Raw genomic sequence first — 15649 nt, 5'->3', positions numbered from 1 at the left:
TCTGCCATGTCAAAACAAGGAATTTATAAAATATCTGGAAATACAAAACCAAAAGTTGGTGAACTGGTTACCTACACCATTGACGAATGGTATCCTGCCACCCCAAAAGAGAAAAGAAATCCGGCACATGTTACCTGGCACCTGTTCAAAAAGGTAAACGGGAAATTTGTTCCTACCAATATCAGAAAAAAAGGAATAAGCAGCTTTACCTTTAATACAACAGCCTATAAAGACACCTTCAGAATTGAAGCCTATCTTCACACTCCGGAAGGAAGAGCTCCTATGGCCCTTGAAGTACAGCCTCAGTCCAGCGACGTTCCCCGAATCAATAAAGTCGAATTAAAATATATAGACGACACCCCGGGAACGGTCTTCAGCTTCACAGAAAAACTGGTTGCAGAAGCCAGATGCATGAATCTGGAAGCCCAGTATCTGCAATTCACCCTTTGGGAAGATGATTCCAGAGACTCAGGCCATAATACCAGCAATACACCTATAGACAGCAAAAAGGAAAAGGTAAAAAACGGAATTGCCAGAGCAGAATTCATGCTGACAAAAGCGCTTATGAGAAAAGCGATGGAAGGCGAAACAGATCCTCAGCAGCTGGAATTTTATGTAACCGTAGAATATTACGCTCACAAAAAGCACGCTACCGGTAATGTAAATATCAATACTCCTGAAGAGCTTCGACCATCATCCGGCCAACCTCAATCGCAACAACAACAACAACAACAACAACAACAACAACAACCTGCTCCACCACCAGAACAACATCCTGAACCACAAACGGCTCACGGACAAGCCAATAATACCCAGCCGTCAGCCCCTCCGGCACCTGGAGGAATCTCTCCTGTCACTGTCAATCAGGTGAAGATTGAGGATCTTCTGGATGCCTATTTTGCCAAAAAAGAATACACCAAACAAACCGGCGAGGAAGACGGCACTCATACTTACACCTTCGGAGGAAGCAAGAACGCTAACAAGACTGCGACAGCTGAAGAAAAAAATAAAGTGGCTCAGACCATTCTTAATAAAGTGAAAGACAGCCTGAAGACTCAAAAGAAATATACTACTCTTGAAGTAATTGCCGCTTCATTAATAGCGCAAGCTTATGGGAAAGACACTGCCAATGAAAAGACCGTTACCTTTAAAACCTTCAAACTGGGTGCAGAATTTAAGAAGGTTGACAGCGCTCCGTTAGAAGACAAACTGTATCTGGTAGCCAGAACTATGCTTCTGGATGGAAAACAGGTCACTATCTCCATCAAAGAAAAAGATGGGATCATCAAAGGTTCACCAGATGCCATTCTCCCTGTTCTGGAAATAACGGAAGAACAGATGGAACAGAAAGCTCCTGATGGGGAAGTTCCGGAAACTGAAAAGACCGAATTCTCAGGAACCGTAAAAGACAATATGGTCAAAATCCCTATCCATCTCCGCCCAAAATCCGAAGACGAACTGAAACAGTGGAAAGAAAAAATCAGCAAAGGAAAAGAAGACGGAACTTACACCTATACGTTCGGCGGTCCTACAAGTATAAAAAATGACACTGAGAAAAAATCTATTGCCGGAACAATCCTTAAAAACGCCAAGGAAGGGAAACGAGGAAATCCCAAAATAGAAGATGGAAAAACTTCCAGCGTTGAAGAAATAGAAAAAGTTTTAGAAATAAAAGATTACAGTGCCGGAAATACCATTACCTTTAAATTATTGAAAAAGGTACCGGAATTCTTGTATCTTCACGCAAAAGCTCAGGGTGAAAAGCAGCATGATAAGGAGTTTTTGAAGAAGGAAGGGGCGTATTTTGAAATTGGCTCCAAATGTGGCTGCTTAATTGATGAAGAATACTTTTTCACTATTTATCAAAAAGAATTCCCTCAAAAAGATAAATCTGATAATGTAGTTCCATTACAAGAAGGTGTGAAAACAAGCTTTAAGAAAATATTTAAAAGTATATTCGAATATTTCAAAAACGAGCAAAGGTGTTGTAACCTTAAACAAATAGCCTACTTGCTTGCAACCGCAAAACATGAAACAGGTGATACTTTTAACCCTGTTGAAGAAGCAAACTGGCTAAGCTGGAATAGTAGAAAAAAATACTTTGAAGACATGTATGATCCTGTTTTAGGGAAAGATGAAAACAGAAGATCAATGTCCACAAGTAATGAAAATACGCAGAAAGGAGACGGTGAAAAGTACTTTGGAAGAGGGTATGTTCAATTGACTTGGAAAAAGAATTATCGAAGGATGACAGAAAAATTTGGAGTTGATTTTGTCAATCAAAGAGATTTGGCTTTAGACCATGAATGGGCAATGAAGATACTTATTTATGGAAGTGAAGAAGGTGTGTTTACAGGTAAAAAGCTTTCAGACTATATTAATGAAACAACAACTGATTACGTAAATGCAAGAAGGGTAATAAATGGAACTGACAAAGCATCAACTATTGCAGGATATGCAGAAAAAATTGAAAGATGCCTAAAAATTGAATGCAATTGTAATGATAATCCTAAAAACAACACCAAAGAAGGGTACGATATTGATAAAGCAGTAGAATATATTATTTCTCATGCTAAAACTCAAAAACCATATGGAGATTGCGCACTATATGTGAGAAGGGCTATTAATGCAGGTGGTATAAGGGGTTCATGGGGAGATGCATGGCAATATTTGACGGCATTGCCATCTATAGGATTTACTGATCTGGGAAAAATCACAAATTTTGAAAAAGGTGATATCGTAGTATTCGATAAAACAGGAGGTCGTAAATGGGGGCACATTGCTATGTGGACAGGAAGCCAATGGGTCTCAGATTTTAAGCAAAACTCAATTATCGTTCACAATGATTATACAGGTAAAGATTATCATGTTTTCAGGTGGCAATAAATTAACTAACTAACTAACTAACTAACTAACTAACTAACTAACTAACTAACTAACTAACTAACTAACTAACTAACTAACTAATAAATAATTGTATGAAATGTTTTAATTTGTACATAGCCCTATTACTGTTATTTATAGGTTGCAAGCAAAATGGTCAATCTATTCATAATAATGAATCTTCAATCGTACAAACAAATTCTGTCATTGCCAATGATAATAAAGAAGGTATAAAGTTTTTAATGGAGTTCTATACAAAGTATTATGGTGAATATAGAGATACAAAAGGTATAGAAAATTTTGTTTCTTCTCGTATTTTGAGTAGAATGGACAGTTTATCAACAGATGGTAATTTGGTATTAGACTATAATCCTTTTATTAAAGCCCAGGATTATGATAATAAAACTCTAATGAAAACTCTTCAAATCAAACCACTCAAAAATCTAAATGAATTTAGGGTTAGTTTTTTATTGTTTAATGGGGAAGGCGAAGATAGAACAAACGTTGATCTGCTCTTGGAAAAAAATAAAGATGGGAATTTTCTTATATCCAGTATTTTAAATGATGAATATCTTAATTTCAAAAATGAAACTTCAAAAAAACAAATTGCCACCCCCCAGAAGTTATCATTAAGCGCGAAAGCAAAGAATCTCGAAATTTCAATTGCGGGAAAAAAAATAATATTAAAAAATACGATCATTAATGAAATGTCTTTGTCCACATCTTTTGCTCCGATAAGAGATAAAGAGTTTTATGTGATGTATGAAAACAACGCTTCAATGGTTAAAACTGCTGAAATTTATAAACTTTTCTATGACAATAACACTTTAAAATTATCAAGCAAAGAAGTTTTAAAATTTGGTCCAGAAGGAATTTCTGATAATTTATTTCTTTATGACAACAAATTAATTGATACCAGTTATGATTATGAGAAACTTAATAACCTCGAATCAACAACTGAAGATTCATTTACTAAAGACCCAATTAAGAAAAATGTATTTAAAAACTCAAAAAAGATTGAATCCAAAGAATATAAAAATATTTCTCCCGAGGACTATTTTGTAGATAAATCTACTTTTAAATAATATAATAGCAATATTTAGAAAGTTAAAAGCTTGTTTAAATTTTACTCAAAAAAAAATTATAGTGGATGCACACGCTACTTGTACAGCTTCTTTTCTGTTCCTTCTACAAATCAAGATAAGAAAGTCAACTAAAAAAAGACAAATTTTTGGTAAAGAAAGATAGTAAAGTAGAACTTCATTGGACAGGTTTATATAATATGAAAAAGCAAAAAACTGGATTACACAGGCAAAGACTTTTCATTAATCGGAGAAAATGATTGTAAAACCCAGTTTTATTATAAAAATGCTCATAATTATATGATGAAAATATCCCGACTTTTACTGCTTGGTACTACAATTCTATCCTTTTCCTGCAAGGAAGCGGACAAACAAGATAACAAACAATCTGCCTCTTATTCTAATCATACAACCGAAAAGAGAATAGAAAAACAGAAGAATTCTTCCCAAACTAATATGATCATTCAAGACACACTTACCTCAAAGGAAACTGTCTTTAATGTCAACTCCAATTTCAATAACGGCCATACAAAATACAGCATTGAAGTTTTAAAAAACAATTCGGATAAAGATGTGTATGATCAAAAGCATTTTAAATTACCTGTAAAGATCTACAAAGGAAATGCATTATGGAAGAGCAATCATCATTTGATTTTTGATAAACGGAACAGCTGTATTTCTGAAGGGTTCAGTACTGTTGTGGTGAAAAACAACTATTTTACCATTGAACATCAGGATTGCTCAGATTATAATATATTAGTCACCACATACACTACTTTTAAAGTTAATGGAGATGAGATTTACCTCTATAAATATGGAGAAAGCTACTTTGACAAGAGTGATCATGAAAGAGATATTCCAACAAAAGTCTGGACAGAAAAGAATTTCGGAAAAATTAAGTTTGAAGATGTCACTACGGAATTTCTACAAAAATTGAAGTAGTCCTTCTAATGTGGGATCTAATTATTTTGATATTAAAGAATTGAGGTCTATAAAGATAATAAAAACATATTCTCCCTAAACAATGTATATCAATAAAATACTATATGTAACCGGCATTTTACTATTCTTCTCCTGCAAAGAAACAGCCAGACCGAAAAGCCAACCAGAACCTTCAGGCCTATCTCATAAACCGGAAAAAGCTCTTACAGAAAAGCAAACAAAAGCTATGCAAAATGACAAATCAGCTCGTCTATCTGTGCAGAAAACGGCAACTTATATAAATTGGGACGGAAAATACTCAGGTTCATTTTTAAGATTAAAAGATGAAACAGCAGATCCAAGAGCATGGGGACAGATCGGACTGAGCGTCAATGGAAAAAATGCAATGTTCAGCATTGATTCTTATGTTGAAAATATCTATAAAAATTTAGAGGTCATTAGGGAGTCTGGAAATGAATTAAAACTGAAAGAGGCCTCCAGTGACAAAACTCTTACTGTATCTCAAAAATCCGGTAAAATTATAATGGAAGGAGACTTGATGGAATCAATAGTCGGGATTACCGAACAATATGAAATTGAAAAAGCTACGAAATAAGTTGTACAGACTATTGAATTTATTAATCGGTAATGTGGAAATCCATCCTGTCAAAAAACGGCAATAAATTATGAAATATGCTGTAAAACTTTTCAAAACATTTGCCAATCATGTACGATAAAATGAAATTTCTGCACTATCAGTATTCGGCTTTTTTCATAACTTTACTCTAAATTTCAGCTTTTGGCCAATCTCTACAAAAAAGACTCACCCTTTCAGGTTTATATTTCATTCAAAAAATATTTGGATGTACTGGAACACATCCGGCATAACGACCGCCTGGAGTACCGGGTCAACTATGCAGAATCCCTGATCGAAAGAACCAGAAATTTTAAAGAGCTCAAAGATGGGTTTCAGGATATAAGCCTTTTAGAAAAGAATGAGGACCTCATCAGATCACTTCTCACCGATCTTTTTCCTACAGGACTTACCAAGAATGAAATAAAAGCGGCAAGTATTCCTCTTTCCAACATCACTTTCAATTATACGGAAAGATTTAAAGATATTCTTAAAGATGCAGGAAAGGATTTTGAAATTGAGCTGAGAAATATCAGTGACAACGAATTTTATGTATTCTGCTGCTGCCTGATCCTTCAGAGCTACTTTAAAAAAGACATCAAAAGCAGCATCCCGTTTTATTATGATATCCCAAACAAGCAGGGAATCATGAAGCATTACAAAATTACAGTAAACTCAGACTTTACGGAGATTTATCCTACGGAAGGAGCAAAGATCCCGTCTGATGAGATTCTGGATATGCTGTTGGAAAACCTGGATGATTTTAAGCTGTGGAAGAAATATTTTCCATCGCAATCCTGGATATTGAAAGGATTTACCATTATTTCACTGGTAGACTGTACCTCTGAAGTGGCCCTCTCTGATCTTAAATCAAGCATGATAGAGATCGATCCTGAAAATTTAAATCCCAATGAAAACCTGACAGAGATCTTCAAATCGTATTTTGATGTCCCGCAGCTTAGTTTCGGATTGATGACCTTCAACAAAAAGGAACAGAAACTGGATAAGCTCCCGATTTATGAAAGCCTTCTGACCAATCATATTCTGGATTTCTGGATCAATACCTTTGATGAAGAGACCCGTAAAACTACTTTCAGTAACTTGAATCACAATTCAAAATCGATTGTGGTTTCCAATGTGAATAACCTGGATGAGAATGTCAGACAGCTTCCGTCCTTCAGCATTTTAAAGGATAATAATATCAGTAGTTTCATGGTAATTCCTATCATGAAAGATAACGAGCTCCTTGCCATCATGGAGTTTACCTCTCCTATAGCCGGAAGTTTTAATGGTTTAAAGCTCAAGAAAATGGAGTTTTTTACCGATATGGTCCTTTTCTCGCTCAGCAGATTCTACTTTGAAAAGAATTACCAGATCGAAGCTATTATACAGCGGGAATATACAACCATTCACGACAGCGTGGTATGGAAATTCAGAAATGAGGCAGAGAAATACTTTACGGCATCCCTTGGGAAAAAAATACATACTTTAAAGGAAATATCATTCAAAAACCTGACTCCGTTATTTGGGGTATCAGATATTCGTTCCTCATCAGAAAAGCGGTTCAACCTGATGCTTAAAGATCTGAACCATCAGATCGAATGGCTCAATACTATTTTCGCACTCACCAATTCCGATTCAGAAAAATTCCTGCTGGCGCTGGAGGTCTTCGAAAACGAACTGAACAATGAGATCAAAGCCGATACCGAGCAACGCTTTCAAAGATTACTGAGAGAGGAAATCCATCCTTTTTTACAGGGAAAACTGGAAGTAAGAACCTCCAGAGAAGTAAAATCAAAAATTAAAGATTATTTTTCACAGGTTCTGCCCCAAACTGACCTGTTTTACAGCCACAGAAAAAATCTGGATGATTCTATCACACTTGTCAACAGAAAGCTGGCAGATATGCTGGATGAGAGCCAGGTCAAGGCTCAGGAAATTTTTCCACACTATTATGAAAGGTTTAAATCTGATGGTGTAGAGCATAATCTCTATATCGGACAGTCCATTGCTCCGGATCTTCACTATACTTCCAAAGTCGTTCATAAACTGAGATACTGGCAGCTGAAAACCATTTGTAAAATGGAACAGGAATTCCAGTCCTTTAAAACAGTTCTCCCTGTTCAGCTGGATATTGCTTCTCTTATCTTTGTCTATAACGAAAAAATAGATATCCGCTTCAGAATGGATGAAAAACGCTTTGATGTAGACGGAGCCTACAATTCTTATTATGAGATTATCAAAAAACGCCTGGATAAAGCTCACGTTAAAGACTCTGCAGAACGCATTACCGCTCCGGGGAAGATCACCATCGTCTACTTCGGGATGGAAAACCAGAGAGAATACCTGGAATACATCTCCAAATTACAGAAAAAAGGCATTCTGCAGCATGATATAGAATTCTTAAAAGTGGAAGACCTTCAGGGAATTACGGGATTGCTGGCGTTGAGAATATCAATCAGCCAAAATCATCTATAGAATAAAAATCAGTCTCTGATTTAAAGGCTCAGAAAAGCAACTCCAAAGGACAGCACGGATATAATGATTCCGGCCATAAAGATCTTATAGGTAATCGATAAAAGCTTATATTTCCTGTCGAGAACCTTCCCCAGATAATACAGGTCTTTTACCATAGAATCGTAAATATAATCTCTGTCTTTGATCAGGTCCTTCATAGCATTGTGATAATCATCAAAAAGCATCTGATGAAAGTTCCCGAAGAACAGCAAGTTAACTTTTCTGTTCACAATATCCTGAGACGTAAAGGTTGTTTTGGTCACATTGGGTTTGGTAGACAGGATCGCAAATATAATGGTCAGCACACTTGACAGCAGCAATATAAAGCTTGGAAGGATCAGATGGGAATTTTTCGGAGCATCCAGCTTCGGAACCAATACGGAAAGACATACCGAAATAATAATAGCATTTACAGACAGCAGGATATTGGCTTTGCTGTCCGCAATATCGCTCAGCCTCGTATGATTGTTGAGGGTAACCCTGAACAAGGTATCCACACTTCTGTCCGACTTCTCCTTTTCTTTCTTCACTTCAGAACTGTCTTTCTTTTCCTCTTCTTTTTCTTTGCTTAGCTTCTTTTCAATCTTCCTGATATTCTTCTTTTTTAAAGGCTCCCAGTTTTCTTTGGCATAATCCGTATAAAAGGTATGCTTATTCTTCAGCATATCAAGATTTCCGGCATTCCATTCATCATTGGAAAAGCACCGTACATTGGTAAGTTCCCATTCTTTTCTCAACGCATCGGAAATGTCATTATAGTCATGACCTGCAAAATGGCTGAAATCAGCATCCTTCACGATTTTTTCCAGCAGGTTCTGAGGTTCATAGGCAATTTTCGTAGCCAGGATCAGTTTCTCAACATCATTAATATAATTTTCAGGATAATTTTCCTGATGCAAAAAGCTTTTCATGATCTCCGCACTCCTCTCCTCATGGTTCTGGGCACACTCTATATAACCGGTATCATGAAACCATAATGCCACAAGCACCTTCTCCTGATCCTCTTCCGGAACAGGGGTGTTTTTCATGATTTCCTCAGCCTTATTAACAGTATAGGCGGTATGGATAAAATTATGATAAAAATATACCGAAGATAACTTATCTTTGAATAAGATTTCAACATAATTTTTAGCTTTGTCTAGAATGCTCATTCCTGAATTTTTGTTAATGTAAATTTATGAATTTATCCTTTAAAAATCATCTAAAAAATACTTCTATTGTTCTGAGAACAGTATTGTCCGCCGGAGTCCTTTACTCCTGCGCTACATATAACGTACAAAAGGGCAAAAACTTATTTGAAGTAAAAGATTCCGACATAAAATCTGAAAATGATTTTAAACTTTTCCTGATCGGAGATGCCGGAAATGCAGATGAACCTCAGGCTCAGAAGACCTTAAATTTACTGAAAAACAAACTGGATTCTGCAGACAGCAATTCTATGCTGGTCTTTCTGGGAGATAACATCTACCCTAACGGAATGCCTAAGGAAACGGATAAAGATTATGCTTCTGCCAGGCAAAAACTCGAAAACCAATTTGCCATTACCAAAAATTTTAAAGGAAAAACCTTAGTTATTCCGGGAAATCATGACTGGTACAATGGCCTGGAAGGCCTCAATGCACAGGAAGGATTTGTCAAACAATATTTTGACGACAAAAAAGCCTTTCTTCCCAAAAATGGCTGTCCTATCGATGACATCAATATCTCCAGGGATATCAAATTGATTGCCATTGATACAAAGTGGGTCCTTTCCAACTGGAACAATTATCCCGGAATCAATAAGAACTGCAATATCAAAACCCGTGAGGATTTTTTCACCGAGTTTAAAGATCTTATCATTAAAAACCAGGGTAAAAGAATTATTGTAGCCCTGCACCATCCTGTGATCAGCAGCGGGACCCATGCCGGGTTCAATTCCGTAAGATCACATCTTTATCCGCTCAGAAGTAAATTCCCCGTTCCGGTTATTGGCAGCGTGATCAATATTCTGAGGAATTCTTCAGGGGCAAGTCCTGAAGACATCAATAATCAGCATTATGCTGATCTTGCCAACAGGCTTAAAAGTATTGTTCAGGATAAGGAAAATGTCATTTTTGTTTCCGGACATGATCATAACCTTCAGTACCACGAAGACGGAAACCTAAGACAGATCGTCAGTGGAGCCGGCTCCAAAGTTGACCCTTCCACGATTATAGAATCTACGGACTTTTCTTACGGAGGAAGTGGTTTTGCTGTGCTGAATATCAGAAAAGATGAGAGTACAGATGTTGAGTTTTTCTCTACAAAAGATACTCAGGCTCAAAAACTGGCACATATTTCCGTTGTTTCCAAACCTGACGTATTTGTAAATAACTTCCCCAATACTTTTCCTCCTACATTTTCTTCAACCATCTACCCGGTAGCCCTCACCCAAAAAGGAAAGTTTTACAAATGGCTTTGGGGAGAGCATTACAGAAAATATTATGGAATTCCTATTGAAGCTCCCACAGCCAATATTTCTGAGCTGAACGGAGGCTATATTCCTTTCAGGGAAGGCGGAGGAAACCAATCCAACAGTTTAAGATTAAAAGCAAAGGATGATCAGGAATTTGTGATGCGTGGCGTGAAAAAAAGCGCGATCCGTTTCCTTAACAATATGGCTTTTAAGAAAAGTACTTTCGGAGAGGAACTGACAGATACTTTTCCTGAAAAATTCCTGCTGGATTTTTATACGACGAATCACCCGTTCACGCCTTTTACCATTGGAAATATGGCAGACAAGCTGAATATTTTCCATAGTAATCCGAAACTCTATTATATCCCAAAACAGCAGGCTTTAGGAAGATATAACGAAGACTACGGTGATGAGATGTATATGATCGAAGAGCGCTTTTCTTCCGACCCGAAAACATTGGCTTCACTTGACAATGCAAAAGATATTGTTTCAACGGATGATGTTTTAAAAAACTTAAACAAAAATGATAAATACTCCGTTGACAAGGAGTCCTATATCAGAGCCAGGCTGTTTGATATGCTGATCGGTGACTGGGACAGACACTCTGATCAATGGAAGTGGGCAGAATACGAAAATGGGAACAAGATCATTTACAAACCAATCCCGAGAGACCGGGACCAGGCCTTCAGCAAGTATGACGGTGCGGCCTTCAGAATCATTATGAACGTTCCGGCAATCCGCCATATGAAGACCTTCAAAGAAGATATCAGCAGTGTAAAATGGGTCAATATGGAACCTTACCCGATGGATCTGGTCTTTTTGAAAGGCTCTACCCAGGAAGAATGGGAAGCACAGGCAAAGTATATCCAGGAACATTTAACAGATGCAGACATAGATGACGCGTTCCACAATCTTCCGAAAGAAGTACAGGATGAAACAATTGCTGATATCCAGCGAAAGCTGAAAATACGGAAAACAAAACTGCAGAGCTATGCTTCTCAATATTATGATGTACTGCAGAAAAAAGTTTCATTGGCAGGAACTGTAAATCCTGATAAATTCGTGATTACCAAAAACGGACATTCTGTCCTTGTACAGCAGTATAAATTAGGTAAGAATAAAGATAAGAATGAATTGGTCTTTGAAAAAACCTACCATGATTCAAAAACAAAAGAGCTATGGATCTACGGACTGGAAGATGATGATATTTATGACGTAACAGGAACCGGGAATCCTAAAATGACAATCAGACTGATCGGTGGATACAATCATGATACGTATAATGTCGCGGATGGAAGAAAGGTAAAGATCTACGATTTCAAATCCCAGAAGAATACCTATAACGCAGGTAACGCGACTAAAAATATCACCGATGATTATGATATTAATTCATACAATTATAAGCATCCGAAATACAATGCATTTGCAGGTTATCCTAATGCCGATTACAACCCTGACGACGGGGTGATCATCGGTGTACTGGCTAATTATACGATGAATAATTTTATCCGTGATCCGTTTACACAGAAACACAGCTTAAAAACCAATTTTTATACTGCCACAGCCGGGTTCAGTGTGGAATATAAAGGAATTTTCAAAAAAGCCATTTCCGGATGGGATCTCAATTTAGATGCTTTTTATACTACTCCAAGGTTCTCCCAGAACTTCTTTGGACTGTCTAATGAGAGCCCGTACGACAAGGAAAATACCGAAAGGGAATACAACAGAGCAAGAATCTCCAAATTCAGCTTTGCACCGTCAATTGCTAAAAAAAGCTGGATGAATCTCAGCCATCAGGTTCAGCTTACCTTTGAAGATAATAAGGTACAGAGAAAGGAAGGCCGCTTCATCAATCAGTCACCGGATGTAAGACCGGGAGTATTCGACAGCCAGCAATTTGTAGGAGCAAACTATACATTTGGATATAAAAATGCAGACAATGCAGCCTTCCCTACTCTTGGGCTTGAATTCATGCTGAATACCAACTGGAAGGCGACTCTTTCGGATTTTAACAGAAACTTCCTCACTCTGAAAGGTAAACTGGCCATTGATCACAGGATTGATAAAAAAGGGAATTTTGTATTTGCCAATGCCAGCAATGTGATGTGGATCAACAACAATCATTTTGAATTCTATCAGGCGGCAGCTATTGGTGGCAATAACGGGATGAGAGCTTTCAGAAATGAGAGATTCTCCGGCAGATCATACTTTACCAACAATTCTGAGATCAGATGGGATTTTGGGAGAATAAGAAACAATATTGTACCTGCCAATATGGGAATCCTTATCGGATATGATATAGGACGTGTATGGAATGATAATGAATATTCCAGAAAGTGGCATCAGTCTGCAGGAGCAGGAGTATGGCTGAGCATCGTAGAGATGATGTCCGCAAGGCTGAACTATTTTTACGGTTCTGATGGAGGAAGGATTTCTGCGGGAATAGGAATGAAGTTCTAAAATTAGAGCAAATACTCACAAATCTTAATGAATACAAAATCCACAGAAAATTCTGTGGATTTTGTATTTAGAATATTTATGGATATGGAAAGTATAATAGTACTTGTCCGTTTGCGTCATATTTATAATTCCATATTTTTTTTGAAGTTTTTGGAGGAATGTTACCATTACCTGGATTTAAATTTACAGTAACAGATTCTCTTGTTCTGAAATTATTAACAGATAAGCTTTTCTCATAGAGATCATCATTGAGCAGGTAAAGTTTTTTGAATGGGTTTGCAGCATTATCAAAATCAGAATAAGTAATAGTAGTCAATTTATCATCTACACCGTTCACTTTTCCCAGGACCTCACATTTACTAAGATTATTATTGTTATCATAATAGTAAGTTGTAAAATATTCATAACCTCCAAATCCCTCAAATTTCCAGTAAATCTTTTTGATTTTATCCTGTTCATAAGTATAGGTTTTTGTATCGGCTACAGAACCGGGACCAGTTGTAGCACTTACATAATAATGTTCTTGCTTTACAGGTTTGTTATTAGTCATTGTAAAACGATATTCATGATATCCTGGAAAACTCGGCCCTTCCAACTCACTTAAGATTACTTTATCATTGTTATAAGATAACGTAGTGATTTTATCCGCAAAAAACATATCTTCCATTTGCATAAATATTTTATAAAACCTTCCTTTGACATTGGTTAAGTTTCCGTTTTCAAAGGTAAATTCATAAAATTCTTTAGGGTTAGGTGTTATTCCGACACCATCTACACCATAAACATAAGCTTTTTCCGTCTGTATAACCGGAGGAGGTAGAGTGAGATCTTCTATAGTATTATCACTACTGCTGCAAGAAAATAAACTCAGTGCAAGTGAAAGGTAAAATAAGTTTTTCATGGTTAGTTTTCTTATGGTAAAAATATAATTTTTATTCTAAAATGAAAATTTATATACATTCCCCCCTTCATCTTTCGCCTTCTCATCTGCAATCATTAAGGTTTTATCATCATGAAAAACAATAGCTTCTTTCTGTGAATTATGATTCAGAGCAATTTTCTGAATTTTAGTTGCACTAAAATCGTCAGCTGCAAATCCGGTAAGAACATGGATATTTTTATGCGTCAGCAATACAATTTTATCTTTCGTGCTGTTGATGGTTGCCGATGTAATGGCAGCATCATTATATCCTCCCTGAAGCTTTAATCGTCCTATTAATTTGGCCTCAAAATTCCCTTCTTTATTAGGAACCTTGAAAACCAGGAATGTTCCGTCAAAGCCCTTGCTTCTGTTCTTGGTGAAAAGGTAAAAGTTTCCGTCCATTTCAACAAATCCTTCACAATCGTATAATAAGCCGGATTTTTTAGGAGGAAATTCTGTCTGGCCTTCGTAATGAAATCTGGTAGTCTGAACAACTTTTGTCGTTGTCTGGGTAATATCTTTCAGATCCGTTTTTAAAATAGCCAGATCCTTCCGGTCGTTATCGTTATTTCCAAAATCACCAATGTAGATATTGCCCTGCGGATCAGATATGATGTCTTCCCAATCTGTATTTTCAGTATTCTGAACCGGTACCTTAGCCATCATCTGCCCATTCTCATTAAGACCATATACCGCATTTTTATTACCTCTGTCTTCTATCACCCAAATGGTTTTCTTATCCTTTGACAAAGTAATGCCCGAAACTTCCTTCAACTTTTTAGGAAGCGTGAACTGTACTTTCAATTCATCATCTTTAGCCGGTGAATTCTGAGCTTTGGGATTACAGCTCAACAAAAACAAAGCGGGTAGCATAAGAAAGCGTAACATATTTATTTTTTATTTTTTTTTAACTAAACATAAGTAGCATTAATTGTTCCAGGTAATATTATTGAAGCTGTTTCGCTTTCTCCCAAAGAAGATCCATCTCCTCCAGAGACATATCTGCGAGCTTCAGCTCCTGCTCGTCAGCGAGCTTTTCCATCTTCTGAAACCTTGAAATAAATTTCAGATTGGTCCTTTCCAATGCGGAATCCGGATTGATCCCTGAAATTCTGGCATAGTTGATCAGTGAGAAAAAAACATCTCCCAGCTCTTGTTCTTTTTTATGAAGATCCGTTTCCGCATGAAACTCCTGAATTTCCTCATCCACCTTTTTCCAGGCATCTTCCGCATCATGAAACTCAAAACCAATACCTTTTACCTTATCCTGAATTCTGTAAGCCTTGACCATACTGGGCAGGCTTTTCGGAACACCTCCCAAAATGGACTTGTTGCCTTCTTTTAATTTCAGCTTTTCCCAGTTCTGTTTCACTTCTTCTTCATCTTTTACTTCCGTATCACCATAAATATGAGGGTGGCGGAAGATCAGTTTTTCATTAAGTGAATTGATAACATCCGCAATATCAAAACTTCCCTTTTCAGAACCTATTTTAGCATAAAAAACCAGATGAAGCAGGACATCTCCCAGCTCTTTCTTTATTTCCTGCAGATCTTCCTGTAAAATAGCATCAGAAAGCTCATAAGTTTCTTCAAGGGTAAGATGACGAAGGGATTCTAAGGTCTGTTTCTGATCCCATGGACATTTCTCACGCAGATCATCCATGATATCAAGTAATCTTTCGAAAGCTTCCAGTTTCTCCTGTTTTGTATTCATAAGTAATTGGGAATTCAATATTATACAAATGTAAGGGTTATTCGCATACTACTGCAAACGTTGGAAGTGAAAGTATAAAAGT

The 15649-nt window shown here is 36.9% G+C and carries 10 protein-coding genes; 6 read left to right on the top strand and 4 right to left on the bottom strand.

Going from position 1 to position 15649, the window contains the following annotated elements; genetic code table 11:
* The first annotated feature begins 6 nt into the window (after positions 1-6).
* The 5 genes from AC4IF5_RS15195 to AC4IF5_RS15175 all read left to right on the top strand — a co-directional run bounded on the left by AC4IF5_RS15195 (position 7) and on the right by AC4IF5_RS15175 (position 7998).
* Positions 7-2886: a glycoside hydrolase family 19 protein gene (locus tag AC4IF5_RS15195; RefSeq protein WP_490735933.1), complete on the top strand. Its 2880-nt coding sequence runs from the start codon at positions 7-9 to the stop codon at positions 2884-2886.
* A 92-nt stretch (positions 2887-2978) separates the two neighbouring features.
* A complete protein-coding gene (locus AC4IF5_RS15190; protein ID WP_490735931.1) occupies positions 2979-3968 on the top strand; it encodes a hypothetical protein in 990 nt (329 codons plus the stop codon).
* 297 nt (positions 3969-4265) lie between these two features.
* On the top strand, positions 4266-4907 hold the full coding sequence (locus AC4IF5_RS15185) for a hypothetical protein (protein ID WP_490735929.1): 642 nt from the start codon (positions 4266-4268) through the stop codon (positions 4905-4907).
* 82 nt (positions 4908-4989) lie between these two features.
* Positions 4990-5502, top strand: coding sequence for a hypothetical protein (locus AC4IF5_RS15180; protein WP_490735927.1), 513 nt, complete (start codon positions 4990-4992; stop codon positions 5500-5502).
* Positions 5503-5685: 183 nt separating this feature from the next.
* Positions 5686-7998 carry a GAF domain-containing protein gene (locus AC4IF5_RS15175; protein ID WP_490735925.1) on the top strand — a complete coding sequence of 771 codons (2313 nt, stop codon included), beginning with the start codon at positions 5686-5688 and terminating at the stop codon, positions 7996-7998.
* A 20-nt stretch (positions 7999-8018) separates the two neighbouring features.
* On the opposite strand, the gene AC4IF5_RS15170 is transcribed toward AC4IF5_RS15175, so the two are convergent.
* Positions 8019-9188 (bottom strand): Pycsar system effector family protein, encoded by a 1170-nt coding sequence (locus tag AC4IF5_RS15170; protein WP_490735923.1) that lies wholly within the window; start codon positions 9186-9188, stop codon positions 8019-8021.
* Positions 9189-9214: 26 nt separating this feature from the next.
* On the opposite strand from AC4IF5_RS15170, the gene AC4IF5_RS15165 reads away from it, so the two are divergent.
* Positions 9215-12931 (top strand): metallophosphoesterase, encoded by a 3717-nt coding sequence (locus AC4IF5_RS15165; RefSeq protein ID WP_490735921.1) that lies wholly within the window; start codon positions 9215-9217, stop codon positions 12929-12931.
* Between the two features lie 76 nt (positions 12932-13007).
* Here AC4IF5_RS15165 and AC4IF5_RS15160 read toward each other — a convergent pair whose 3' ends face one another.
* From AC4IF5_RS15160 to mazG, 3 genes are read right to left on the bottom strand one after another with little or no spacing between them, the layout of a single operon-like run.
* On the bottom strand, positions 13008-13832 hold the full coding sequence (locus AC4IF5_RS15160) for a hypothetical protein (RefSeq protein ID WP_490735919.1): 825 nt from the start codon (positions 13830-13832) through the stop codon (positions 13008-13010).
* Positions 13833-13868: 36 nt separating this feature from the next.
* Complete coding sequence (locus AC4IF5_RS15155) at positions 13869-14741, bottom strand: hypothetical protein (protein WP_490735917.1); 873 nt, start codon at positions 14739-14741, stop codon at positions 13869-13871.
* A gap of 58 nt (positions 14742-14799) precedes the next feature.
* Complete coding sequence (gene mazG / locus AC4IF5_RS15150; RefSeq protein ID WP_490735915.1) at positions 14800-15567, bottom strand: nucleoside triphosphate pyrophosphohydrolase; 768 nt, start codon at positions 15565-15567, stop codon at positions 14800-14802.
* Between the last annotated feature and the right edge of the window lie 82 nt (positions 15568-15649).

The sequence above is a fragment of the Chryseobacterium sp. UF-290 genome (assembly GCF_058245615.1).
This window is presented reverse-complemented; position numbering and strand designations above follow the sequence as displayed.

Excerpts from the sequence above, each read along its gene's own strand:
- AC4IF5_RS15195 (WP_490735933.1), top strand. The coding sequence starts at position 7 with ATGTCAAAACAAGGAATTTATAAAATATCTGGAAATACAAAACCAAAA.
- AC4IF5_RS15190 (WP_490735931.1), top strand. The coding sequence starts at position 2,979 with ATGAAATGTTTTAATTTGTACATAGCCCTATTACTGTTATTTATAGGT.
- AC4IF5_RS15165 (WP_490735921.1), top strand. The coding sequence starts at position 9,215 with ATGAATTTATCCTTTAAAAATCATCTAAAAAATACTTCTATTGTTCTG.
- AC4IF5_RS15170 (WP_490735923.1), bottom strand. The coding sequence starts at position 9,188 with ATGAGCATTCTAGACAAAGCTAAAAATTATGTTGAAATCTTATTCAAA.
- mazG (WP_490735915.1), bottom strand. The coding sequence starts at position 15,567 with ATGAATACAAAACAGGAGAAACTGGAAGCTTTCGAAAGATTACTTGAT.
- AC4IF5_RS15180 (WP_490735927.1), top strand. The coding sequence starts at position 4,990 with ATGTATATCAATAAAATACTATATGTAACCGGCATTTTACTATTCTTC.
- AC4IF5_RS15160 (WP_490735919.1), bottom strand. The coding sequence starts at position 13,832 with ATGAAAAACTTATTTTACCTTTCACTTGCACTGAGTTTATTTTCTTGC.
- AC4IF5_RS15185 (WP_490735929.1), top strand. The coding sequence starts at position 4,266 with ATGATGAAAATATCCCGACTTTTACTGCTTGGTACTACAATTCTATCC.
- AC4IF5_RS15155 (WP_490735917.1), bottom strand. The coding sequence starts at position 14,741 with ATGTTACGCTTTCTTATGCTACCCGCTTTGTTTTTGTTGAGCTGTAAT.